The organism is Streptomyces sp. NPDC002787 (assembly GCF_053592095.1).
This window is the reverse complement of the sequence record NZ_JBSFVC010000010.1, coordinates 24,118-45,875: the sequence shown is the minus strand read 5'-3', so window position 1 is coordinate 45,875 and position 21,758 is coordinate 24,118. Positions and strand designations below refer to the sequence as shown.

Here is a 21,758-nt window from a genome sequence, read left to right as displayed (position 1 = left end):
GTCAGCTCGCGAACGGCACCTGTGCCGCCGGGGCGACCGGGGTGACCGGCTCGGCGAAGGGGTGCCGCCACAGGCCCTGGGCGGCGAGGCGTGGGAGGACGTTCTCGCCGAACCAGTACGCCTCCTCCAGGTGTGGGTAGCCGGAGAGGACGAACTCGTCGATGCCGAGGGCGTGGTACTCCTTGACGCGCTCGGCGACCTCGTCGTGGCTGCCGACCAGGGCGGTGCCCACGCCACCGCGCACCAGGCCGATGCCGGCCCAGAGGTTGGGGTGGATCTCCAGGCTGTCGCGGTTGCCGCCGTGCAGGGCGAGCATGCGCTGCTGGCCCTCGGACTCGCTGCGGGCGAGCCCCGCCTGGACGGACCGTACGGTCTCGGGGTCGAAGCCGTCGAACAGCCGGTTCGCCTCCGCCCAGGCCTGCTCGGCGGTGTCGCGGGTGATGACGTGCAGCCGGATGCCGAAGCGGAGGGTGCGGCCCTGTTTCGCCGCGAGGGACCTGATCCAGGCGATCTTCTCGGCGACCTTGGCGGGCGGCTCGCCCCAGGTGAGGTAGACCTCGACGTGCCGCGCCGCGATCTCCCCGGCGATGGGTGAGGAGCCGCCGAAGTACAGCTCGGGCACCGGGTCGGGCAGCCGGGCCAGCCTCGCGTCCTCGACCTGGAGGTGTTCGCCCTTCAGGTCGACGGTCCTGCCCGCCCACAACTCCCTGACGATCTCCAGGAATTCGCCGGTTCGGCGGTACCGGTCGTCCTTGTCGAGGAAGTCGCCGTAGGCGCGTTGTTCCTGGCTCTCGCCTCCGGTGACGACGTTGAGGAGGAGCCGGCCGCCGGTCTGGCGCTGGAAGGTGGAGGCCATCTGGGCGGCCAGGGTGGGTGAGACGAAGCCGGGTCGGAAGGCGACCAGGAATTTCAGACGCTCGGTGTTCTGGCTGACCATCGCGGTGGTCAGCCAGGCGTCCTCGCACCAGGCACCGGTGGGGGTGAGCGCGCCGACGAAACCGAGGTCCTCGGCGGCACGGGCGATCTGGCTCAGATAGGCGACCGTCGGCGGCCGGTCCCGGCCGGACGCCGTGGCGGGGGTGCCGTGACCGCCACCGACGACATGCCGGCTGTCGCCGTTGGTGGGCAGGAACCAGTGGAAGGTGAGGGACACGTGGGGTCTCCGTTCGGGAATGCCCGCGGCTCAACAGCTCGTCGGGGAGTCGCGCCCATGGCGTCGAATTCATGGAATGAGGGCGCCACAGGCATGCGGAACTGCGGATTGTGGAGTGCGCGGGTTGTGGAGTGAGCGGATTGTGAAGTGTGCGGATCGCGGAGTGTTTTCGGGCACGCCGAATTCAGGGGGTACGTGGGCGCTTCAAGAGGCGCGCAGGTGTTTCAAGGGGTGCCCGAGCACGGTGAATTCAGGCGGGAAAGGAGAAAAGTGCGGCGGATCGCAGAGGGGCGATCAGGCTGCGGCGCGACAGGAGGCGCTGGAGACGCGTGCGAGGTCGACATGGCGTCGCCGCGTGAGGTCCAGTCGCATCTGCATGCCGTCGATCGTGGCAGTTGCCGGTGACGGCGGTCAAGGAGAACCCGACCGGTCTCGTATCGCGGACCATCGAATTCCACAAAGGCGTGCCGGGAACGCTTGAACTGCACGGACATCACCACACGTTCCTGTCACCCGCCCCGTACAGGTGGACCGAACTCACCCGATCGCGCGGCGCCGCTCCTCCGGCGTATCCGTGACAACCCTTCCGGGGGAAGTGATTCCGGGGGACGTCCACGCGAAGGACCGAGGAACCGAGAAACCGAGGAACCATGACGGGATTCGAACGCGGTAGCGAACCGCTCTGCCTGGTGACCGGTGCGACGGGGTACATCGGCGGCCGGCTCGTCCCGGAGCTGCTGGAGGCGGGCCTGCGGGTGCGCTGCCTGGCCCGCTCACCGGACCGGCTGCGCGGCCATCCGTGGGCCGGCGCGGTCGAGGTGGTGCGTGGGGACGTCACCGACGCGGAGTCCGTCGCACGGGCGATGCGGGACGCCGACGTCGGGTTCTACCTGGTGCACGCGCTGGGCACGGGCAGGGAATTCGAGGAGACGGACCGGCGGGCCGCCCGGATCTTCGGGGAGCGGGCCCGGGCCGCCGGGCTGCGCCGGCTCGTCTACCCGGGCGGCCTCACCCCGTACGGCGTACCGGCGCGGGAGTTGTCGCCGCATCTGCGTTCGCGCCCCGAGGTGGGCCGCTTCCTGCTGGACTCGGGCGTACCCACGGCCGTGCTGCGGGCGGCGGTCGTCACCGGCTCGGGGTCGGCCTCCTTCGAGATGCCGCGCTACCTCACCGAGCGGCTGCCGGTGATGGTCACCCCGAGATGGGTGCGCACCCGGATCCAGCCCGTCGCCGTCCGGGACGTGCTGGGCCCTCGTCGGCTGTGCGGGTCTGCCGGACGGCATCGGCGGGGACAACGGCTGGTACTCCTTTCCGCCGGCCTGGGCCGTACGGGGGTGGCTCGACCGGCTGGCGGGCGGGGTGGGCCTGCGCCGGGGCCGCCGGGACGCGGCGCGGCTACGGGTGGGCGACCCGCTGGACTTCTGACGGGTCGAGGAGATCGAGCCGGGGCGGCTGCTTCGCCTGCGGGCGGAGATGCGGCTGCCGGGCCTGGCGTGGCTGGAGGTTGTGCGCGGACACGGACGACGACGGGCGCACCCTGTTCCGCCAGCGTGCCCTGTTGCATCCGCGCGGACTGCTCGGCCACGTGTACTGGTGGAGCGTCTCGCCCTTCCATGCCGTCGTGTTCGGCGGCATGGCCCGCAACATCGCACGGGCCGCGGTGGCGGACGCGACGGCCCGTGCGCGGAAGCGGGCACCCACCCCCTGACCGGCGCGGGAGCAGATGCCTACGCCCTGGCCTGCTCCGGGGCCGCCTGTCCCGGCCCTCCGTCTTCGACCGGTGCATCCGCCGGGCGCCTTCCGCCGCAAGCAGTGCGTGATCCGTTTCCCTTCCCCGGAGTGCGTCCATGAACGTCTCGGTCGTCCTGTTCACCGCCGATCTGCGTCTGCACGACCATCCGCCGCTGCGCGCGGCCCTCGACGGATCGCGGCAGGTGGTCCCGCTGTTCGTGCGCGACCGGGCCGTGGCGGGGGCCGGGTTCGCCGTGCCCAACCGGCTGGCGTTCCTCGCCGACTGTCTGCGCGACCTCGACGCGGGACTGCGCGCGCGGGGCGGCCGGCTCGTGGTGCGCTCCGGGGACGTGGTGGAGGAGGTGTGCAAGGTGGCCACCGAGGCCGACGCCGAGGAGATCCATCTGGCCGCCGACGTCAGCGCGTACGCCCAGCGCCGGGAGGAACGGCTGCGGCGCGCGCTGGAGGGCGAGGGCGTGCGCCTGCACGTCCACGACACGGTGACATCCGCCGTGGACCCCGGCGCGGTCGCGCCGGCCGGCTCGGACCACTTCGCGGTCTTCACGCCGTACTTCGGCCACTGGTCGCGCCAACGGCTCCGCGACCCCCTGGCCGCCCCGCGCACCGTGCGGGTGCCGGACGGGATCGCCTCGGAGAGGGTCCCGTCACGCGAGGAGCTGTCCGGCCTGTCCCCCGGCCTGGCGGCAGGCGGCGAGGCGGTGGGCCGCGCACGGCTCACCGCCTGGCTGCGGTCGGGCATCGAGTCGTACGAGGACCGCCACGACGACCTCGCCGGCGACGCGACCTCCCGGCTCTCGCCGCACCTGCGTTTCGGCACCGTCTCAGCCGTCGAGGTCGTGCAGCGGGCGCGGGCGGCGGGCGGGCCCGGCACCGAGGCGTTCGTACGGCAGCTCGCCTGGCGCGACTTCCACCGCCAGGTCCTGGCCGCCCGACCGGACGCGGCGGTCGCCGACTATCGCACCAAGCGGGACCGCTGGCGTTCGGAGCGGACGGCCCGCGAGGACATCCGGGCGTGGCGGGAGGGCCGCACCGGCTACCCGGTGGTGGACGCGGCGATGCGCCAACTGCTCCACGAGGGCTGGATGCACAACCGGGGACGGCTCCTCACCGCGAGCTTCCTCACCAAGACGCTGTACGTCGACTGGCGCGTGGGCGCCCGCCACTTCCGGGACCTGCTGGTCGACGGCGACATCGCCAACAACCAGCTGAACTGGCAGTGGATGGCGGGCACGGGTACCGACACCCGCCCCAACCGCGTCCTGAACCCGGTCACCCAGGCGAAGCGGTACGACCCGGAGGGGGCGTACGTACGGCGCTGGGTACCGGAGTTGGCGGACGTCGAGGGGCCGGCCGTGCACGAGCCGTGGAAGCTGCGCGGACTCGACCGCGCCACGCTGGACTACCCGGATCCGGTCGTCGACCTGTCCGAGGGGCGGGAACGGTTCCTGCGCGGACGCAAACCCTGGAGCCACTCCCCCGCGACGACTACACATAAAGGCGAAATAAGCGCAGAATGAACGTACGCGGCGCTTACCGCATACCCCACCAGACGCGGTCAGGCCTGCAGAGTTCAAAGGAGTCGAGTCATGGCCAACGTCTCACACAGGGGTGACATCTCCAGCCACCCTGATGTAACCGAAATGCAGGATCGGTACGCCCGCATGCTCGGTGGTCGCGATGTGGCGCTCGTGGACGGACCGGTGTTCCTGCTCGGTCTGTACTGCGCCGTGTCCCCGTGGATCCTGCACTACACGACCAGCCAGCCCTCGCTGGTGCCCCACAACCTCATCGTGGGCATCGCGATCGGTCTGCTGGCCCTCGGCTTCACCGCCGCGCCCCAGAGGATGTACGGCCTGAGCTGGGCCATGTGCGCGCTGGGCGTCTGGATGATCATCTCGGCGTGGATCGTGGGCGACAGCCCGGACGCCGGTGTCGTGGTCAACAACATCATCATCGGCTGCCTGGCCCTGCTGCTGGGGATGGTGTGCGCGGGCGCCGCGGCCAAGGGCGGCACACGTGCGGGACGCACACCGTAGGGGTACACAGGAACGCCCGCGAGGGGTAACGGCGGCCGACCCGCTCAGGCGGGTCGGCCGTCGCCGTCCACCCCGGCCGGCCCCCATGACCGGCCTCACCGCGTGCGCGGCACCTCCCACGGCTCCTGCGGCAGCACACTGCCGGTCTCGAGCAGCGACTTGAGGTTGGACAGGACCGCGGGCCAGCCGAAGGACACCTCGGCGAGCGCGTCCTCGTCCTCCAGGTCCTCATGGGTCACGGTGAGCCGCACGATGTCGGCGTGCCGCTCGATGTCGAAGGTGACCCGCGAGTATGTGTCCTCCTCGCCCTCGTTCTCCGGCGAGGTCCAGGTGGTGACGAGGCGGGTCGGGGGCTCGCTCTCGACGACCGTGCCGACGACGTCCTCGACGCCTGAGCCGTCAGTGCGGACGTGCGCCCAGCGCGAGCCCCGGCGCCAGTCCGACTCGTTCCTGTGCCCCCAGTAGGCAGCGGTCAGATCGGCGCTGGTCAGCGCCTCCCAGACCTTCTCGGGTGTGCTCGCGACATAGGTGACGTACACGAATGTGGGCTTGCCGGTCATGGCTTCCTCGGCTCGTCGTTTCACGGCGCCGAGCGCCCTCAGCCGCGGGCGCTCGAACTTGTCGATCCACCTCTCCCGGATCTCGTGGAGCGGGACCGGATTGAGGTAGTGCAGCTTCTCCCGCCCCCGCCGCACCGCGCTGATCAGGTTGGCGGCTTCCAGGACGGTCAGGTGCTGTGTCACCGACTGCCGGGCCATGTCGATCCGCTCGCACAGTTCACCCAGCGTCTGACCGTTGTGCTCGTGCAACCGGTCCAGCAGCCTCCTGCGCGTCTCGTCGGCCAGCGCCTTGAAGACCTTGTCCATCGCGGGGTCGTTCTCTGATCGCACACTCCACGTTATGCAGGCAATTACCTGCATGTCAATCGTCCTCCCGCTCGTAGCGGGAGCGGCAGCGGCAGCGGCAGCGGCAGCGGGCCCCTCGGCGATATTTCGTTCGCCGCCGACCGTTCCGGCGCTCAGACTGTCGCCGTGAGTCGAACCGTGAGCGCATGGGTGACATCGGGTGAGGACTTCCTCGGTGTCGCAGGCCCCTTCCCCGTCGACGTTCCGTGGTGGGCCGAAGTCGAGCCGGTCGTGAGGCAGTTGGAGCGCGCACTCGGCGTACCCGTGCTCGTCCTGCGACTCCTGCGAGTCGACGGGGGCGAGGGTGGCCGGGACGGGCATGTGACGTATCACGTCGAGGCGTTGGAGCCGCCAGAGCCGGGGCTGCTCGACCGACACCAGGTGGACCGGGGGCTGTTGGACACCGACGACGTACGTCGATCGCCGTGGGCCGGCGCCGACGGATCGCGGGAACTGCTCGACTGGGCCGCAAGGACGCTGGCCGCGCTGGGGCGACCGGTGACAGGGCCGGTCGAGCAGCGACGGACGTGGAACCTGGCGGCGCTCTTCCGGCTGCCCACGGAGGAGGGGCCGGTGTGGCTCAAGGCGACGCCGCCCTTCGCCTCCGACGAGGCCACGGTCATCGCCACGTACGCCCAGGTGGACGCGGAGCTGGTACCGACGGTCCTCGCCTCGGGCGAGCGGCGGGTGCTGCTGGAACACATCCCCGGCGAGGACTGCTGGGCCGCCGACGCCGCCACGGTCGAGGCCGGGGTCCGCCGGTTCGTCGCCGCGCAGGCCGCGCTGACCGACCGGCGACCACCGGGGCTCCGGGACCGGCGGGACCGGGTCCTCGGCGAGCTGGTGCGCGAACTGCTCGACCGCACCGCCGAGTTGGACATCACGGAACAGGAGCGGGACGCGGCAAGGGAGTTGGCGGGCCGGTGGGACCGGCTCGCCGATTGCGGGCTCCCCGACACGCTCGTCCACGCCGACTTCCATCCGGGCAACTGGCGCAGCGACGGCCGCCCGCCCGTGGTCGTGGACTTCGCCGACGCCCACTGGGGCAACCCCGTCCTCGACTGTCTGCGTCTGTACGACTTCCTCCCCGAGGCCGTACGCTCCACGGCCGTCAGCGTCTGGAGCGACGCCTGGAAGACACATGTCCCGGCGAGCGACCCCGCCCGCGCGCTCGCCGTGGCCGAGCCGCTGGCGCACCTCGCCCACGCCGTGCGCTACCAGGAGTTCCTCGACGGCATCGAGGCCTCGGAGCGGCCGTATCACGAGGGAGACCCGGCGGCGGTGATCCGGAAGGCACTCCGGTGCGCCGCACGCCCGAGCTCCGACTTCTCGGAGGTGGCGGGCTAGCGGGATCGTGCCGACGAGCGGACGCCGGCGGACACGGTCCGGGTGGCGACCCACGGGCGGACGTCATGGACATCGCCGCGGAGGCGCCGACCGTCACGGGAGGGGTGGCAGCCTCGTGAAGAACCCGCGACAGGGAGGGGACTGCACTCGCGTTCGAAGGGCACTCGCACGGTTGCGGGGATTCCGACGACAAGGGGCGGAGATCAGATGGAGATCGACGGCATCATCAGTGCCATCATCATCGGCATTGTCATAGGTGTGCTCGGCCGACTCGTCGTGCCGGGCCGGCAGCGCATCGGCATCCTGCTGACGATCCTCGTGGGCATCGTCGCGGCGCTGATCGGATCCGCGATCGCCGCGGGGGTCGGCGTGGCCGACACCGATGGCGTCGACTGGGTCGAGTGGCTCATCCAGATCGGCCTGGCGGCCCTGGGCGTCGCGGCACTGGACCGCACGAAGGCCCGGCGCTGAGGGGTCGCGCGGGGGCGGTCGGCGGTCACGCGGGCCCGGGAAGGGCGGCCAGTGATCATGCGTGCCGAGACGACGGCCAACGCTCGTATGTGCTGCAGGTCGAGCTGATGGCCGGGGCCCGCGTGCGCCCGGAAACCCGTTGCGGGTGGTCGCATGCGGCCGTTAGCGTCGCATGGCCTCGCCATCCCGTTCGCCGACCAGCCCCGGAGCTCTCTTGCCGCCGCGTGTCACCCAGCTCATCGACCCCGCCGCCTCCCCGTCGAGCCGCCGTCTGGCCTGGCTGGCGTCCGGGACGGACGGCACACCCCTCGGCTCCGCCTTCCTGCGGCTGTTCACCAAGGAAGGGCAGAGGCATCTGGCGGAACTGGACCTCGCCGTGCACCCATCCGAGCGCCGGCGGAGCGTGGGCTCCGCCCTGCTCGACGCGGCGGTCGAAACGGCCCGGGCCGAGCGGCGCCGCGCGATCCTCGCCCAGGCCGAACAGGGCTCCCCCGGCGACGCGTTCCTCGCGGCGCGCGGCTTCCGCACGGTGCTGTCCCTGACGTACGCCCGGCTCGAACTCGCCGACATCGACCCCGGCCACCTCACCCGGATCGTCGAACTGCCCCCTCCGGGCTACCACTTGGCCCGTTGGACAGGTGTCGTGCCCACCGAACTCGCCCCCACCTACGCGGATTCGCGTCGCGCGATGGACGACATGCCGATGGGCGACACCGACTACGGGACCGTGGTCTGGGACGTCGAGCGCGTCGTGTCGGCCGCCGAGGCGATCGCGAAGCGCGGCGACTCGCTGTACACCGTGGCGGCCGTGCACACAGCGAGCGGCACGATCGTCGGTTTCTCGGAGCTGGTGCTGCCGGGCGACGGGAAGGGCGACGGGAAGGGCGACGGCAAGGGGGACGGTCAGCACTACGGTACGGCCGTGCTCCCCGAGCACCGGGGCCACGGGATCGGCCTCTGGATGAAGGCGGCGGCGATCCTCCACGCCCACGCTCTGGACCCCGATGTCGCCCTGCTCACCGACACCGCGGCGGACAACACCCCGATGCGCCAGGTCAACGACGCCCTCGGCTACCGGCCCACGCACCATGCGATCGAGTACCAGCTCGACCTGTGACGCACCCGGCGCCCCGCCGGGTCACCCGGCGGGGCGCCGGGTGACCCCACCTTCTCCGGTCACGCCGCAGCCGAGCTCCCCACCGCGTACTCGTACGGCGTGGTCGTCGTGAGCGGCTCGAAGCCCAGGCGGGCCAGGATCGGTCGGCTGCGGGCCAGGGCGTCGACCTGCACGTAGCGGTAGCCCCGGTCGGCGGCGACACGGGCTCGGTGGGCGACGAGGGCCCGGTAGACGCCCCGGCCGCGCCAGCCCTCGACGGTGCCGCCGCCCCACAGACCGGCGAAGCGCGTCCCGGGAAGCAGCTCCATACGGGCGGCGCTCACCGGTTCGTCACCGGCGAGGGCCACGACGGCCACGACCTGGTCGGTGTCCCCGGTGAGCTGGGCCAGAAGCTGGTGGCGCATCCGGGAGCTGTCCGTACCGAAGGCCTTCTCGTGGACCTCGGCCACCATGTCCACGCCTTCGCGGTCGGTGACCGGCAGGATCCGTACGCCTTCCGGCGGCTCGACGTCGAGGCTGAGGTCGGCGACCTCGGCGACCATCAGCGTCTCCTCCGGAGCGGGCGTGAAACCGGCCGTGCGCAGGCGTTGCCCCAGGTCGACGGGGAGATCGTGGCCGTACAGCTTCCACTCGAAGTCGCGTCCGAGGCCGGAGAAGTACCGGATCTGCTCGGCGACGGCCTCGTCGGCGCCCGCCTCATCCAGGTCGGACCAGACGACACCGCTCCAGCCGTTCTCGGAACCGACCTGGCGCACCACCTTGCCCACGCGCTCGATCCGGGCTCCGGGCCCGTCGGGGCGAGCGCCCTCCCGCATGTCCCGGTCGAACAGTGCCAGCACAGCAGCGTGATCCATGCGCTCACTCCATCATCAGTCGTTCGCCCTGGCAACGGAATTCACCCGCTTCTCCCGCACGTGCGGCGCCGCCACCCCCGTGCCCGCACCGTTCGCTGAGCCGCCCGTGCGGCCGTACGGGTGTCGCTCGCGAACGGCCGCGCGCCTTCGGACACACGCCGTAGGGTGCACCCGGCGGAGCGCGGCCGAGCGGTCCATGAGGAGGGTGCGTACGACAATGGTGAACGATTCCGAACTGGTGTACCTACGACGCTGTGTGGAGCTCGCGACCGAGGCGCTGGAGGCCGGTGACGAACCGTTCGGTTCGGTCCTGGTCGGCGGTGACGGCATGGTGCTGGCCGAGGACCACAACCGGGTGGCGGGAGGTGACCGCACCCGTCACCCGGAGTTCGAACTGGCGCGCTGGTCGGCCGCCCACCTCACACCTGGGGAGCGCGCCGTGGCGACCGTGTACACCTCGGGAGAGCACTGCCCGATGTGCGCGGCCGCCCATGCCTGGGTGGGTCTCGGCCGTATCGTGTACGTCGCCTCCTCCGAACTCGCCGCATGGTTGGTCGAGTTGGGGGTTCCCGCGCCGCCGGTGCGGACCCTGCCCGTGCAGGAGATCGCCCCCGGGGTGACGGTCGAGGGGCCGGTGCCGGAGCTGGTCGGGGAGGTGCGGGCCCTGCACCGTCGGTTCCACGCCAAAACCGGCGGGAGTCTCGCCGGTGATGAGTGAGGCCGGCGGGACGGGGCAGGCGGTCCGGGTTCCGTTGTCGTTGTCCGGAGACCTTTCGCCGATGTCCGAAGACGTGGTACAGCACTCCCGCCCCGCCCCCGCGGCCCCGCCCGACCAGGAGAAGCCGCGACCGGGGCGGACCTCGCGGGACCCGTACTTCGACAACGCGAAGTACCTCACCATCGTGCTGGTGGCCTGCGGTCACGCGTGGGAGCCGTTGACGTACGGCAGCCGGGCCGCGACGGCCGCGTACCTCACCGTCTACGCCTTCCACATGCCGGCCTTCGCGCTGATCTCCGGCTACTTCTCGCGCGGCTTCGACATGGCGCCCGGCCGGCTGAAACGGCTGCTGACGGGCGTGGTCCTGCCGTACGTCGTGTTCGAGACGGCGTACACGCTGTTCTACCGGTGGGCGCAGGACGACCCGGGCTATCCGCTGAGCCTGCTGGATCCCTGGTACGTGATGTGGTTCCTGGTCGCGCTGTTCATCTGGCGGCTGACCACTCCCCTGTGGCTGATGCTGCGTCACCCCCTGCCGATCGCCCTGGGGCTGGCGATGCTGGCGGCCGTCTCACCGGATCTCGGGGGCGACGTCTCCATCCAGCGGGTCCTGGGGTTCCTGCCGTTCTTCGTGCTGGGGCTGACCCTGCGGGCCGAGCACTTCGAGCGCTTGCGCAGCCGCCGGGTGCGTCTGTGCCTGCTCCCGGTCGGGCTGGGGTCGGTCGTGGCGGCGTACTGGGTGGCGCCGTGGTTCGACGCGGGCTGGTTCTATCACCGGGGCAGCGTCACCGGCCAGGGTGTGTCCCGCTGGGCGGGCCTGCTGACCACGCCCGCCCTGTTCTGTCTGGCGGTCCTGCTGACGGCCTGCTTCCTGGCCTGGGTCCCGCGCCGGCACCTGTGGTTCACGGCGCTGGGCGCGGGCACGATGTATGGCTATCTGCTGCACGGCTTCGTGATCAAGTGGGCGCGTTTCCGGGACTGGTACGCCGTGGAGTGGCTGCACACCCCGCTCGGGGAACTGGCGGTCACGGCCGCAGCGGTCGGCGGCATCACCCTGCTGTGCACCTCGCCCGTGCGGACCGTGCTCCGCTGTGTCGTGGAGCCGCGCATGGAGTGGGCCTTCAAGAAGGGCGACGCCGCCCGGCCGGCCAGGGCGGGAGAGGCCGCTCCCCCATCCGGGACGGGAGACACCGCTTCCCCGGCCAGGACGGGACAGGCCGCTCCCCCGGCCGGGACGGGAGACACCGCCCCGTCGCCTAGCCGAGTTCCAGAGTCGTGATCCCGAAGACGCGGTCCTCGGCGTACGGCCGGATCGGCCCCGTGTACATCCGGGCCGTCTCGAAGGAGGGCGTCAGCCCGTACTCCTCGACCAGCGCCACGGCGGCCGCGTTCGGCTCCGGCACGTCGATGGCGAGCTCACGGCCCGCGGCCTCGGCGGCCAGTCCGACGAGGAGCGCCCGGGCGTCCGCGGCGGTGTCGGCGAACAGCGGGCCGATCCGCGGGGCGTCCCGACCGGGGCGGATGACGCCGTAGCCGGTGAGCCGCCCGTCGACGATCCGGGCGAGGGCCCGGTGTCCGTCGGTTGTCAGCCAGTGCTCCAGGAAACGGGGGCGGTCGGCCGGGTGGCAGGCGCTGTCGTACGCCGCGACGGAGCGGGCGTCCTCGACGCGCCGGACATCGGCGGGCACGGTGGTCCCGGGCACGACTCCGGAGTACCGGAAGGTGCGGTGGGCGGGCTCGAAGCCCGACTGCCGGTAGTTGTCCTGCTGCGCGACCACGCCGTCGAGGCCGACCGTGCGGCTGCCGGCGTGGGCGAGGGCGGTCTTCCAGGTGGCGAGGCCGTGGCCGTGGCCGCGCAGGTCGGGCCGTACGAGATAGAAGCCGAGGAAGGCGTAGTCGTCGCCGTAGTTCACGACGGAGACGGACGAGACCGGTTCCCCGTCGAGCCGGCCGATGAAGAAGCCGTCGGGGTCCTGGGCGAAGAAGCACGACGGATCGGAGAGCCCCGGGTTCCAGCCCTCGTCGCCGGCCCATCGGGCGACCACCGCCCAGTCGTCGAGCGTGGCCGGGGTGACGACGAGGTCCTGACGGGCCGGAGAGGTCATCTGTGCGCTCCTTCGCCGAGGCGGCGGTGCGGCCGCCGTGCGGCCGCGGACGCGGTGGTCGGCCGCGTCCCCGCAGCATCCTCGCCGACGGCCGAGCGCGCCCGCGACGCGGGAAACGGCCGATGTGCCGGGCGACGGGCCTGTTCCGAGCGGCTCCGCGAGGCCGCGCCGACGGCCCGGTTCACGCGTACGAGCGACACGTCCACGACCGGCGCACGAGATCGGCGCGGCGCAGGATACGGCGATTTCGTGGGTCCCGCCCGCCGGGAGGCGTGGCCGCGAGGGCCCGCTTATCGTGATCCGGGGGTTGTCCCCGTCCGCCCCTGGCCGGGCTTCCCTGGAGGCACGCATGCGGTCCACGCACAGACGGCGCCCGCTCGCCGGAGCCGCGGTCGCGGTGCTGGCCCTGCTGGTGGCCGGACTGTCGGCCACAGCGGCGGGCACCGACGGCAAGAAGGACGACAAGCAGTCCGACCTGGCCCGCTTCTACAAACAGAAGATCACCTGGTCGAAGTGTGAGGGCATGGAGGTGCCCAAGGATCTGCGGTGCGGCAAGGTCACCGTGCCGCTCGACTACTCCCGGCCCAAGGCCGGGACCCTCGACCTGGCGATGGCCCGCTACCGGGCCACCGGCGACTCGCGCGGTTCGCTCCTGCTGAACTTCGGCGGCCCCGGGAGCCCGGGCGTCCCCGAACTCGCCTACGGCGGCGACGAGTTCATGACTCTCACGAAGGGTTACGACGTCGTCTCCTTCGATCCGCGCGGCGTGGGCCGCTCCTCGCCCGTCAGCTGTGGCGACGGCACCGGCGAGGCCCTTGAGGTGACCGAGAACGGCGAGGGCGTGAACGACCCGCGGGCGGCGCTCGAGCGGCTGCGGCGGGCCGCGGAGGCGTGCCGGAAGAACTCCGGGCCGGTGCTGCCCCACATCGGCACCCTCAACGCCTCCCGGGACCTGGACGTGATGCGCGCCGCCCTCGGCGACAAGAAGCTCAACTACCTGGGCTTCTCCTACGGCACCCGGCTGGGCGCGGTGTACGCGACGCAGTTCCCCCGGAAGGTGGGCCGGATGGTCCTCGACGGGGTGGACACCCTCACCGAACCGCTGACCGAGCGAGGCCTGGTGGGCGCCGAGGGCCAGCAGACCGCGCTGGAGGACTACCTCGACGCGTGCACCGAGGAACTGACGTGCCCGTTCGGGCAGGACGCCCGCTCGGCCCGTGAGCAGGTCGTCATGCTGGTCGACTCGCTGGACGAGTACCCCGTGCCGACGGACTTCGGGCAGGAGTTCTCGGGCCAGGACCTCGTGGGCGCCATCAGCCACGCTCTCTACAGCGAACAGATGTGGCCCGCGCTCACCCAGGCGCTCAACATGCTCGTCCACGACGGCGACACCCGGGGCGTCGTGGCGCTCGCGGGCGGCGGCTTCGCCGCGCCGAGCGGCCCGCACCGGTCTTCGGCACCAAACCGTCCGCACGAGCCCACCGAGCCCACCGAGCCCGGCGCGTCCCGGACACCGTCCGCGGACGGCGGCCTCGTGGACCCGGAGGACGTCCCGCTGGACAACTATCCCGCCGCGCTGATGGCGATCAACTGCGCCGACGACCCCGACCGGCCCACCGCCGAACAGATCACCGAAAACCTGGCGGACATGCGCGCGGAGTACGAGGACGCCTCCCCCGTGTTCGGCCGACAACGGCTCACCCAGGTGCTCCTGTGCCACGGCCGCCCCGCGGGCACCGACTTCATCCGCGAGAAGGTAAAGGACGTCGGCACCCCGAAGATGCTGCTCGTGGGCACCCGGGGCGACCCGGCCACCCCCTACCGCTGGACCGTGGAGACGGCGAAGCGGCTCGGCTCCTCGGCGGTCGTCCTCGACAACAAGGGCAAGGGGCACACCGGGTACGGATCGTCGAAGTGCGTGCACGAGAAGGTCGACGACTTCCTGCTGTACGGATCGCTGCCGGACGACGGAAGTTCATGCGGAGCCGACGGTTGAGCATCGGGCCTGTAACACGGACCGTTTCGGTACAACCCCGCGCACATCTCGCGCGTCACACTGTTGCGCGTCGCCTTTGGGCGTGCCGTACCCGTACGTGACCAAAACTGGGGGATTCCACCGATGCGTATCCGTTCCGTTCTCACTCTCTCGACCGCGGCGACCGCCGGCGCCGCGCTGCTCCTCGCGGGCGCCCCGCAGGGCCTGGCCGCGCAGCCGGCCGCCAAGACCCCGGTGTGCAAGGCGAAGGTCCTGAAGCTGGGGGCCAAGCAGTCCAAGGACGCAAGGGTCGTGCACATCTCCGTCAAGAACACCGGCGCCCGCACCTGCACGATCGACCGCCTTCCCGTCGTCACCTTCGGCGACCTCGACGGGGCGGCCCTGCCGGTGCCGTCGGGCGAGAGCGGTCCGTACAAGGTCGGTGCGGGGAAGACGGTGTACGCGGCGGTGCGCACGATCGCCGACCTCAAGGACCCGGAGGCGCGCCGCGTCGGCACGGTCACCGTGTCCGCCAACCCGAACTACAACGGCCGTACCTTCACGGCGAAGCAGCTGGGCGCGGGCAAGAAGGTCAAGGTCTGGGAGCCGGTGACGACCTGGTGGAAGCCCTCCAAGGCCGCCGCCGACAAGGCGCTGAAGAAGGAAGTCGGCTGACCCACGCGGCAGGCACCCACCACCGGGGAGCCCGTCGGCACACACCTTCTCCGCGGTGTGCCGACGGGCTCCTCCCATGCTCGCCTCCGGCCGCTCGGACCGCCCGCACCGGCATCCGGTTTACCCCAAATGCCCGACACGCGAATCAGTCCTATCGTGAAGTCATGGAGCATGCCCTCAGTCCCGCGACCCTCACCGAACTGCGCCGTCCGCGCCCCTATCCCGCGGTGTCGGTGCTGACGCCGACGCACCGCCGGGAACCCGAGAAGGCCCAGGATCCGGTCCGGCTGCGCAATGTAGTCGCCGAGGCGAAGAAGCGACTGGAGCACGATCCCGCGGTGACGCGGGAGCGGCGCAACGACGTGGCCGAACAGCTGGACCAGGCACTGGCCGAGGTGGACCTGACGCACACCGAGGACGGTCTGGTGATCTTCGCCGCGCCCGGCGAGCACCAGGTCTGGTCACTGGCCCGCCCGGTGCCGGAGCGTGTGGTGCTCTCGGACACCTTCCTCACCCGCAACCTGGTGGCCGCGCAGGCCGCCGAGCGGCCGTTCTGGGTGCTCTCGGTCTCCTCCGACCGGGTCACGCTGTGGGACGGCGGCGGTGACCGCGTCACCGAGGCACAGGTCGGCGGCTTCCCTCTGACCAGGGATCGCGACAATTTCGACGCCGAGCGCCAGGAACAGATCGGCGACCTGCCGTCCGCCTTCCGTGACGAGGACACCCGCCACTTCCTGCGCGATGCCGACACCGCGCTGGCCCGTGTGCTGCGCACGCGCCCCAGGCCCCTGTACGTCACCGGGGAGACGGCGGCGCTGTCCCTGCTCGACGAGATCGGCACGATCACCAAGGACGCCACCCACATCCCGCACGGCGGTCTCGCGCACGGCACCCCGGACACCGTGTGGCAGGCCGTCCGGCCCCTCGTCGCCGCGGAGGACCGCCGGAACGCCGACACCGTGGCCCGGCGGCTCGAAGCGGCCCGTGGACACAAGGCGTTCGCGGCCGGTGTCGACGAGGTCCGGCAGAACGCGCAGCAGGGTCGCATCCAGCTCCTGGCCGTGGAGGAGAACTACCGGACGACCGTCCGCGCCGACAGCGACGGCGGTCACCTCGTCCCGGCCGAGAGCGGCGACCTCGACGCGCGCGAGGACATCGTGGACGAGATCGTCGAGCGGTGCCTGGACACGGGCGCCGAGGTCCGCTTCGTACCCGACGGCACGCTCGGCGACGCCCGGGGCATCGCGGGCGTCCTGCGGTACTGAGTGCCGGCCCGCGCACACGGAGGTCCCGCCGGGCCGGGCGTCAGACACCGCCGATGAGGGACGCCAGACCCCGGTCGAGCGCCGGGCCCAGCTCCTCTCTTCCAGCGGCGACGACGGCGTAACTGCGCAGCAGGAAGCGCTGGAGAGCCGCCTTCTCGAACTGGAGCAGGGCCATGCCGTACGGCGAGTGCAGCTCCACCACGGTGCGGAAGCGTCCACAGGGCCAGATGTGTACGTCGCCCGCGCCGGCGGGTGCGAGCACCCCTTCCTCCAGCAGGCCGCGGGAGAAGGTCCACGTCACCATGTCACCGTTGAGCGAGATGTCGGCCGGGAAGTCGAGATGCACGGCCAGCGGATCGTCGGAGGAGTAGCGCAGGCTCGCGGGCACCGGGACCTCCCGGTCCTCGGCGGTGACGAGGAGGGCGCGGGCGGCCTGTTCCAGCGTGACGGTCATGAACGATCTCCGTTTCGGGTGAAGCTCTTCCTGCGGTGCGGGCCGACCGGTGCGCCGACGTGCCTCTTCGACCTCTCGGAGGGCTTTCGCATGACGCGGCTTCCTGGATTCATCCGTGTGAGCTATGTCACCCATCTCTCGGCTCCCGACGCGTCCACGAGCGTCGATGCGTTCGGATTTACATATGCCGCTCTATGTAATCGAGAGGGCTCGCACATATGCCCCTCGAACATGGGAATGAGAGACATGTGAATACGGCCGACGATCCGTCAAGTCGCGTACCATCTCTACGACTTGGCCTCTAAGGGCGCGTACCGACTTGCCGTGGAAGACCCCAGCCGCAAGGACGGTGGCATATGCCAGAAGCACCACCGTATCGTGTCTTGCCAAATCCCTTACAGCGCGTCGCGGGCTGTGCAACAGTCGTATTCGGCCCTTACGTCAGCGTTGGTCGTACCGTCCCCCATCGGAGTACGTGATGCCGTCCCCTCTCTCTGCGGATCGTCCCGCCGCCCAGCCGCCCCGACGCGGCACGGTCGACGCGCTCATCTCGCAGACGCGACGGCTACGGGGCGACATGGACGCCGTACGGCGTGACGCGCCCGACGACGGAGGGGACCCCGAGGGCCGCTGGCAGCGCGCGCTCTACGACCTGGCACTGCACCAACTCAGCGACCTGGACGACCACTTGGCCCAGCTGCGGGACGGCCCGGCCCCGCCGTCGGCCCCCGTGCCCCCACCCGGTCTCCCGGTCGCACCCGCCCCGGCGCCCCGGCGGGAGTCGCTGCTCAGCCGAGTCGGCAGCGCCGAGTGGAACCTGCTGACGGACGAGGCGAGCTGGTCCGGGGAGCTGTACCAGATCCTCGGCCGCGACCCGGCCGCCCCGCCGCTCACCCTCGACGAACTGCCCTCGCTGGTGCTCGACGAGGACCGGCCGAAGCTGACGGCGATGGTCACGGACTGCCTCATCGACGCGCAACGCATCGACGGGGAGTTCCGGATCGTGCTCCCCGACGGCGGGGTACGCACCGTGCACATGATGGGCGAACCCGTGCTCGACGACGACGGCGGTACGGCCTCGATGTGGGCCGTGCTGCGGGACGTCAGCGAACTGCGGCGCAGCCAGCGGGCGGTGAACGAGACCCGTGACTCGCTGCACCGTCAACGGCATATCGCGCAGGCCGAGCACCGGATCGCGGTCGAGCTGCAGGAGGCCGTGCTGCCGCCGTGGCGCGGCTCCCTGCAGCTCCCGCAACAGGGGCCCTCGAGACTGGACCTGGCGGCCCGTTATCTTCCCTGCTCGACCAGCGCCCTGATCGGGGGCGACTGGTACGACGCCCTCGAACTGCCAGGTGGGGAGAGCCTGTTGAGCGTCGGCGACCTCACCGGGCACGGCGTCACCGTCACCTCGGGCATGGCGATGCTGATCGGCGCGCTGCGCGGGATGGCGGTGGCGGGCACCGAGCCGGGGCAGCTGATGGCCTGCCTCAACCAGTTACTGGACGCCACCGTGCAACCGGCCCTCGGCAGCGCCGTCTGCTGCCGCTACCGGCCCGCGACCCGCACCCTCGTCTGGGCGCAGGCGGGACACCCCGCCCCGCTGCTGTTCCGCGACGGGACGGGGCGTGTGTTGACCTCACCGGACGGCGTCCTGCTCGGAGCGACCTCGGGTGCCGTCTACGGGCAGGCCGAAGTGACGCTCGAACAGGGCGATCTGCTGCTCCTGCACACCGACGGACTGGTCCCCCGGCGGGACGGAGCGGCAGCCGTCCAGCGGCTGTTGGACCTGGCCCCACGGTTCGGCGAGGCCCGTACGGCCCAGGAGTGTGTACGGACAGTGGTGGAGGAGTTCGGCGAGACCGAGCGCGCTGACGACGCCTGTGTGCTCGTGGCCAGGGTCGGTTCCTGACGGTTCAGTGGCCGTGCCCGGCGGTCATGCCGAGGCGATGTCGCCCTTGTTCTTCGAGGGGATCTTGGGCAGGGCGAGCTTGATCTCCTCCCGCAGGTCCTGGATCTTCGGATAGCTGGAGTACTGACCGGTGAGCCGGTACATCTGACGCAGCCGGTCCCAGGTGCGGTGGGAGGAGTTGGAGCCCATCGACACCAGGGCGAGACGGGCGTAGCTGGCCGCCTGTTCCGGGTCGTCGGCGATGAAGGACGCCGAGGCCATGGACAGGAAGTCGAAGATCTTCGAGCGCTGCCTGCCGTCGACGCGCAGTTCGAGGGCCTTCTCCGCGAAGTGCTGTGCCTGCTTGGCCGCCGCCGGGTCGTGCTCCGCGAGGGTGCGGTAGGCCAGGGCCTGCATGCCGTAGAGGTCTTCCTCCTTGAACATCTGCATCCAGCTGGGCGGCGGCACGTCCCCCCGGTCGGAGACGAACAGATCCTCGGCCTGGCCCAGGGTGCGGCGCATGGCCTGGCCCTTGCCCATGGAGGCCTGCGCCCAGGCCTCGACCGTGTGGAGCATGGCCTTGGTGCGCGGCAGCACCTGCTCACCGGAACCGGACTGGGCGAGCTTCATGAGGTCGAGCGCCTCGTCGGGTTTGCCGAGGTGCACCAGCTGTCGGGCCGCCCGGGAGAGGGCTTCGCCGGCGCGGGGCCGGTCACCGCCCTCCCTGGCGGCGTGGGCGGCGATGATGAAGTACTTCTGGGCGGTGGGTTCGAGGCCGACGTCGTGCGACATCCAGCCGGCGAGGACGGCCAGGTTGGCGGCGACGCCCCACAGGCGCCGCTGGAGATGTTCGGGGTGGCGGTAGGAGAGCATGCCACCCACCTCGTTCAGCTGCCCCACGACAGCCTTGCGTTGCAGCCCGCCGCCGCGGGCCGCGTCCCAGGCCCGGAACACCTCGACCGAGCGCTCCAGTTCCTCGATCTCCTGCGACCCGATGGGGGCGGCCTCGTAGCGGTCGAACCCGGCGGGGTCGGCGTGCAGGGGGTGGTCGAGGTCGGGGGCGTCGGCCGCGAGGGCCGGATCGGTGTGCAGCCAGTCGTGCATGGCGCTGCTGAGTGCGGGTCCCGCGGTGAGCGCGACGCCCGCACCCACCAAGCCGCGTCGGTTGAGCATGAGGTCCATTCCCGTGAATTCGGTGAGGACCGCGGCAGTCCGTTCGGGCGCCCACGGCACACCGTCGGGATGTTCCACATTCCCGCCGCCCTGCCGCTTTCCCGTACGCCCGTGCCGGACCAGACCGAGGTCCTCGATGGTCACGACACGGCCGAGACGCTCGGTGAACAGCGCCGCCAGCACCCGCGGCACGGGATCGCGCGGGATCTCTCCCATGTCGATCCACCGCCGCACCCGTGAGGTGTCGGTCGCCAGCTGGGGGTGGCCCATGGCCGCCGCCTGCCGGTTGACCAGCCTCGCGAGCTCTCCCTTCGACCAGCCGGCCAGGCCGAACAGGTCTGCGAGTCGGGTATTGGGTTGTCCGCTCACGTCAAGCCCCCAGGTTCTCGGCTGAGTTGAATGTAGCCCGCTGTCAGTTGCTCGGGGACTATTCGCCAGGCTTCGCCAGGGTGCGCTAGATGGTGTGCCACGGCCCATCCGGTGTCAGGTAGGAAAGCGCCACCCCGACCCGGTCGCCCGACGGACACTCCCCAGGGTGCATCTGGACGGCCGGGGCGGGTAGCGCGTGAAACCGCCGGCACACGAAGGGATCTGTCTTCCCCCATGTACGCAGCATCGTCCTCCGTGTCCGCTCCTCCCCGGTCGCTGCACCCCCGCCAGCCGGGCAGCGGCGGCCCCTACCTCGACCCCACGCGCACGGCGGCCCCGGTGCTCGGTGCCGGCCGGACGCGGCGCGTTCCGGGGCTCGGCACCCAACCGCTCAGCGGGAGACTCGACTTGTCCGGCCCTCAGGGCGCGCAGCTGCGCACGGCGATCGCCTCGGTGCATCGCATCTGTCCGGAGTTCACTCCGGTCCAGGTGCTGCGCCGAAGCGGCCGCTCGGTGCTGCTCGTCGGTACGACAGGGCGCAGCACGGCCGTCGCCAAGTGTTTACTGGACCATTCGTCCATCTGGGAGGAGCGGCTCCGGCACGAGATAGCCGCTTACCGCTCGTTCGTCCGGCACCGCCCGCCGGTGCGGGCGCCGAGACTGATCGCGGCGGACCCGGACAACTGCACCTTGGTGATCGAGCGCATGCCGGGCCGGGTGGCCGCCCTCCAGCGGCATCCGGTGGAGGCGCCGCCGCGCGCCGACGTCCGGGCGGCGTTGGGCGCGATCTGCCGGCTGAACGCGTGGCGGCCACCGGCGGGGACCTTCGACGCCCCGTTGGACTACGCGGAGCGGATCTCGCGATTCCATGAGCTGGGTCTGCTGACCGACCGGGACATGGGCGATCTGCAGAAGCTGCTGCACGGCATCGCGCACGCGTCGGGCCGTCAGGGCATGGGCCAGTTCTGCCACGGCGACGCCCTCCTGTCGAACATCCTGCTCTCACCGGCCGGTCCAGTGCTGGTGGACTGGGAACACGCGGGGTGGTATCTGCCGGGGTACGACCTGGCGACGCTGTGGGCCGTCCTCGGCGACGCCCCCGTGGCGCGGCGGCAGATCAGTCAGCTGGCGCAGTCGGCGGGCCCGGCCTCACGGGACGCGTTCCTGGTGAACCTGATGCTCGTCCTGACCCGGGAGATCCGTACCTACGAGACGGCCGTGCAGCGTTCGATGCACGGCTCGACCCCGGCGGCGCCCGGCCCGGCCCACCCGGCTGCCGCGCCGTCCGGCGAGGAACAGCGGCTGCTGCTCAGGCGGCTGCACGACGACTGCCAGCTGGCCCGCAAGGCCGTACGGGCGGCGGTCGGTACTCGCTGAGGCAATGGGAAGGTCCGCGGTGCGCCCTGGACGAGGGGCGCGCCGCGGACCTTCGTCATGCCGTCCTCCGGGCATGATTGACGGATCGTCGGCCGACCGATAGCACTGTCCGCACTCGGTCCCG

Annotated in this window: 19 protein-coding genes and 1 pseudogene; 13 read left to right on the top strand and 7 right to left on the bottom strand. The window is 71.4% G+C overall.

Annotated elements, in window-relative coordinates; genetic code table 11:
* Window position 1 precedes the first annotated feature (1 nt).
* Both ACWD26_RS15615 and ACWD26_RS15610 read right to left on the bottom strand, forming a co-directional pair.
* Window positions 2–1,153 carry an LLM class flavin-dependent oxidoreductase gene (locus ACWD26_RS15615; protein ID WP_451270188.1) on the bottom strand — a complete coding sequence of 384 codons (1,152 nt, stop codon included), beginning with the start codon at window positions 1,151–1,153 and terminating at the stop codon, window positions 2–4.
* Between the two features lie 294 nt (window positions 1,154–1,447).
* Complete coding sequence (locus tag ACWD26_RS15610) at window positions 1,448–1,525, bottom strand: putative leader peptide (RefSeq protein ID WP_351405193.1); 78 nt, start codon at window positions 1,523–1,525, stop codon at window positions 1,448–1,450.
* Window positions 1,526–1,803: 278 nt separating this feature from the next.
* Between ACWD26_RS15610 and ACWD26_RS15605 the strand changes: the two are divergent.
* The 3 genes and pseudogenes from ACWD26_RS15605 (at window position 1,804) to ACWD26_RS15595 (ending at window position 4,941) form a co-directional block, all read left to right on the top strand.
* A pseudogene (locus ACWD26_RS15605) lies at window positions 1,804–2,861 on the top strand (SDR family oxidoreductase).
* Between the two features lie 139 nt (window positions 2,862–3,000).
* The gene (locus tag ACWD26_RS15600) at window positions 3,001–4,422 is read left to right on the top strand and encodes a cryptochrome/photolyase family protein (protein ID WP_451270186.1); all 1,422 of its coding nucleotides are present in this window, start codon (window positions 3,001–3,003) and stop codon (window positions 4,420–4,422) included.
* A 69-nt stretch (window positions 4,423–4,491) separates the two neighbouring features.
* Window positions 4,492–4,941: an SPW repeat protein gene (locus tag ACWD26_RS15595; protein WP_451270184.1), complete on the top strand. Its 450-nt coding sequence runs from the start codon at window positions 4,492–4,494 to the stop codon at window positions 4,939–4,941.
* A 95-nt stretch (window positions 4,942–5,036) separates the two neighbouring features.
* On the opposite strand, the gene ACWD26_RS15590 is transcribed toward ACWD26_RS15595, so the two are convergent.
* Window positions 5,037–5,807, bottom strand: coding sequence for an ArsR/SmtB family transcription factor (locus tag ACWD26_RS15590; protein WP_451270561.1), 771 nt, complete (start codon window positions 5,805–5,807; stop codon window positions 5,037–5,039).
* A 165-nt stretch (window positions 5,808–5,972) separates the two neighbouring features.
* On the opposite strand from ACWD26_RS15590, the gene ACWD26_RS15585 reads away from it, so the two are divergent.
* From ACWD26_RS15585 to ACWD26_RS15575, 3 genes are all read left to right on the top strand, one after another.
* Window positions 5,973–7,193, top strand: coding sequence for an aminoglycoside phosphotransferase family protein (locus tag ACWD26_RS15585; protein WP_451270182.1), 1,221 nt, complete (start codon window positions 5,973–5,975; stop codon window positions 7,191–7,193).
* Window positions 7,194–7,400: 207 nt separating this feature from the next.
* Window positions 7,401–7,664: a GlsB/YeaQ/YmgE family stress response membrane protein gene (locus tag ACWD26_RS15580; protein ID WP_451270180.1), complete on the top strand. Its 264-nt coding sequence runs from the start codon at window positions 7,401–7,403 to the stop codon at window positions 7,662–7,664.
* A gap of 214 nt (window positions 7,665–7,878) precedes the next feature.
* The gene (locus tag ACWD26_RS15575; protein ID WP_451270178.1) at window positions 7,879–8,781 is read left to right on the top strand and encodes an N-acetyltransferase family protein; all 903 of its coding nucleotides are present in this window, start codon (window positions 7,879–7,881) and stop codon (window positions 8,779–8,781) included.
* Between the two features lie 59 nt (window positions 8,782–8,840).
* Here the strand turns inward: ACWD26_RS15575 and ACWD26_RS15570 are convergent, their stop codons facing one another.
* Window positions 8,841–9,635, bottom strand: a complete 795-nt coding sequence (locus tag ACWD26_RS15570) for a GNAT family N-acetyltransferase (protein WP_451270176.1) — start codon at window positions 9,633–9,635, stop codon at window positions 8,841–8,843.
* Window positions 9,636–9,852: 217 nt separating this feature from the next.
* Between ACWD26_RS15570 and ACWD26_RS15565 the strand changes: the two genes are divergently transcribed.
* Window positions 9,853–10,353: a nucleoside deaminase gene (locus ACWD26_RS15565; protein ID WP_451270174.1), complete on the top strand. Its 501-nt coding sequence runs from the start codon at window positions 9,853–9,855 to the stop codon at window positions 10,351–10,353.
* 61 nt (window positions 10,354–10,414) lie between these two features.
* Window positions 10,415–11,632 (top strand): acyltransferase family protein, encoded by a 1,218-nt coding sequence (locus ACWD26_RS15560; RefSeq protein ID WP_451270172.1) that lies wholly within the window; start codon window positions 10,415–10,417, stop codon window positions 11,630–11,632.
* Here ACWD26_RS15560 and ACWD26_RS15555 read toward each other — a convergent pair.
* Window positions 11,610–12,458 (bottom strand): GNAT family N-acetyltransferase, encoded by an 849-nt coding sequence (locus ACWD26_RS15555; RefSeq protein ID WP_451270170.1) that lies wholly within the window; start codon window positions 12,456–12,458, stop codon window positions 11,610–11,612. The two genes, ACWD26_RS15560 and ACWD26_RS15555, sit on opposite strands and share 23 nt — an antisense overlap.
* Window positions 12,459–12,807: 349 nt before the next feature.
* Here ACWD26_RS15555 and ACWD26_RS15550 point away from each other — a divergent pair, with 349 nt between their 5' ends.
* The 3 genes from ACWD26_RS15550 (at window position 12,808) to ACWD26_RS15540 (ending at window position 16,373) form a co-directional block, all read left to right on the top strand.
* The gene (locus tag ACWD26_RS15550) at window positions 12,808–14,454 is read left to right on the top strand and encodes an alpha/beta hydrolase (RefSeq protein ID WP_451270168.1); all 1,647 of its coding nucleotides are present in this window, start codon (window positions 12,808–12,810) and stop codon (window positions 14,452–14,454) included.
* A gap of 123 nt (window positions 14,455–14,577) precedes the next feature.
* Entirely contained in the window at window positions 14,578–15,108 is a 531-nt protein-coding gene (locus ACWD26_RS15545) for a DUF4232 domain-containing protein (RefSeq protein ID WP_451270166.1), read from the top strand.
* A 164-nt stretch (window positions 15,109–15,272) separates the two neighbouring features.
* Window positions 15,273–16,373: a baeRF3 domain-containing protein gene (locus ACWD26_RS15540; protein ID WP_451270164.1), complete on the top strand. Its 1,101-nt coding sequence runs from the start codon at window positions 15,273–15,275 to the stop codon at window positions 16,371–16,373.
* Between the two features lie 40 nt (window positions 16,374–16,413).
* On the opposite strand, the gene ACWD26_RS15535 is transcribed toward ACWD26_RS15540, so the two are convergent.
* Window positions 16,414–16,827: an SsgA family sporulation/cell division regulator gene (locus ACWD26_RS15535; RefSeq protein WP_451270162.1), complete on the bottom strand. Its 414-nt coding sequence runs from the start codon at window positions 16,825–16,827 to the stop codon at window positions 16,414–16,416.
* Window positions 16,828–17,305: 478 nt separating this feature from the next.
* Between ACWD26_RS15535 and ACWD26_RS15530 the strand changes: the two genes are divergently transcribed.
* A complete protein-coding gene (locus tag ACWD26_RS15530; RefSeq protein ID WP_451270160.1) occupies window positions 17,306–18,736 on the top strand; it encodes a PP2C family protein-serine/threonine phosphatase in 1,431 nt (476 codons plus the stop codon).
* Between the two features lie 24 nt (window positions 18,737–18,760).
* Here ACWD26_RS15530 and ACWD26_RS15525 read toward each other — a convergent pair whose 3' ends face one another.
* Window positions 18,761–20,257 (bottom strand): DNA-binding protein NsdB, encoded by a 1,497-nt coding sequence (locus tag ACWD26_RS15525; RefSeq protein WP_451270158.1) that lies wholly within the window; start codon window positions 20,255–20,257, stop codon window positions 18,761–18,763.
* A gap of 234 nt (window positions 20,258–20,491) precedes the next feature.
* On the opposite strand from ACWD26_RS15525, the gene ACWD26_RS15520 reads away from it, so the two are divergent.
* A complete protein-coding gene (locus ACWD26_RS15520) occupies window positions 20,492–21,634 on the top strand; it encodes an aminoglycoside phosphotransferase family protein (RefSeq protein WP_451270156.1) in 1,143 nt (380 codons plus the stop codon).
* Window positions 21,635–21,758 lie beyond the last annotated feature (124 nt).

Bases quoted from the DNA above. Each gene is read 5' to 3' on its own strand.
- ACWD26_RS15580 (WP_451270180.1), top strand. From the start codon at position 7,401: ATGGAGATCGACGGCATCATCAGTGCCATCATCATCGGCATTGTCATA.
- ACWD26_RS15610 (WP_351405193.1), bottom strand. From the start codon at position 1,525: ATGCGACTGGACCTCACGCGGCGACGCCATGTCGACCTCGCACGCGTC.
- ACWD26_RS15520 (WP_451270156.1), top strand. From the start codon at position 20,492: ATGTACGCAGCATCGTCCTCCGTGTCCGCTCCTCCCCGGTCGCTGCAC.
- ACWD26_RS15545 (WP_451270166.1), top strand. From the start codon at position 14,578: ATGCGTATCCGTTCCGTTCTCACTCTCTCGACCGCGGCGACCGCCGGC.
- ACWD26_RS15550 (WP_451270168.1), top strand. From the start codon at position 12,808: ATGCGGTCCACGCACAGACGGCGCCCGCTCGCCGGAGCCGCGGTCGCG.
- ACWD26_RS15600 (WP_451270186.1), top strand. From the start codon at position 3,001: ATGAACGTCTCGGTCGTCCTGTTCACCGCCGATCTGCGTCTGCACGAC.
- ACWD26_RS15530 (WP_451270160.1), top strand. From the start codon at position 17,306: ATGCCGTCCCCTCTCTCTGCGGATCGTCCCGCCGCCCAGCCGCCCCGA.
- ACWD26_RS15590 (WP_451270561.1), bottom strand. From the start codon at position 5,807: ATGGACAAGGTCTTCAAGGCGCTGGCCGACGAGACGCGCAGGAGGCTG.
- ACWD26_RS15560 (WP_451270172.1), top strand. From the start codon at position 10,415: ATGTCCGAAGACGTGGTACAGCACTCCCGCCCCGCCCCCGCGGCCCCG.
- ACWD26_RS15565 (WP_451270174.1), top strand. From the start codon at position 9,853: ATGGTGAACGATTCCGAACTGGTGTACCTACGACGCTGTGTGGAGCTC.
- ACWD26_RS15555 (WP_451270170.1), bottom strand. From the start codon at position 12,458: ATGACCTCTCCGGCCCGTCAGGACCTCGTCGTCACCCCGGCCACGCTC.
- ACWD26_RS15535 (WP_451270162.1), bottom strand. From the start codon at position 16,827: ATGACCGTCACGCTGGAACAGGCCGCCCGCGCCCTCCTCGTCACCGCC.
- ACWD26_RS15570 (WP_451270176.1), bottom strand. From the start codon at position 9,635: ATGGATCACGCTGCTGTGCTGGCACTGTTCGACCGGGACATGCGGGAG.
- ACWD26_RS15540 (WP_451270164.1), top strand. From the start codon at position 15,273: ATGGAGCATGCCCTCAGTCCCGCGACCCTCACCGAACTGCGCCGTCCG.
- ACWD26_RS15595 (WP_451270184.1), top strand. From the start codon at position 4,492: ATGGCCAACGTCTCACACAGGGGTGACATCTCCAGCCACCCTGATGTA.